The organism is Lamprobacter sp. (assembly GCF_034860625.1).
Lineage (GTDB): Bacteria > Pseudomonadota > Gammaproteobacteria > Chromatiales > Chromatiaceae > Lamprobacter.
The window spans coordinates 1-701 of the sequence record NZ_JAYESN010000716.1; the positions used below are offsets into that span (position 1 = coordinate 1).

The 701-nt window shown below is 65.0% G+C and carries 1 pseudogene; it reads left to right on the forward strand.

Features of this window, described 5'->3' with window-relative positions:
- Positions 1-625, forward strand: a pseudogene (locus VBE63_RS30925) (acetyltransferase); the annotation flags it as partial.
- Positions 626-701: the final 76 nt, after the last annotated feature.

The window sequence follows — 701 nt, forward strand, 5'->3', positions numbered from 1 at the left end:
TCAGGGTCGTCAGCGCGCTTGGGCCGTGGTCGGCACCTTCGGGGATAACTTCGATGCCTCCGCAATCCGCGCAGCGCAGCCGCTGGGGTTGCCACAGGACGCGCTCGAGCGCCTGCGCGAGCTTGGTATCCTGCTGAATTACAACGGCTATGGCGCGACGGTGGCGGATCTGCATTTTCCGCCCGATGCGTTATTCGCGCGTTTGCGGCCCTATGCTGACCCGCTCGAGTTCGTGCGTTGCGACGAGGCTTTCGAGGCCTTGCAAACCGGCTACGCTGACGACATGACGCGCGCGCGTGCCATGAGCCCGGAGCACCAGAGTGCGACGCACCTATTGATGGTGCTCCCGGCTGCCGCCTGGGCACGCCGGGTCGGGGGTGTGTTTGCCAACGCCTTGGCGCAGCAGGCGCCGAGTCGAGCGCATGCCATGCTGACCCAGCTCGAGCAAGGTGGCTTTGTGGTCAGCGTGCGAGCGCCGATCAACCGCCCGGATGGCGCCGATGCGCTCTGCCGCCAGTTTGAGACCGGCGGCGGTCGCAAGGCAGCGGCCGGTATCAATCAGTTGTCCGACAGTGACTATCCACGTTTCGTCGCGGCCTTCCTAGCGGCCTTTGGCGAGGATTGAGCGGGCCAGCGTTGATGCCGGTTGCAGGGTTCGAATAACCTGAGATCACCGGCTTTGGCGCGATGAGCTGGTCTGT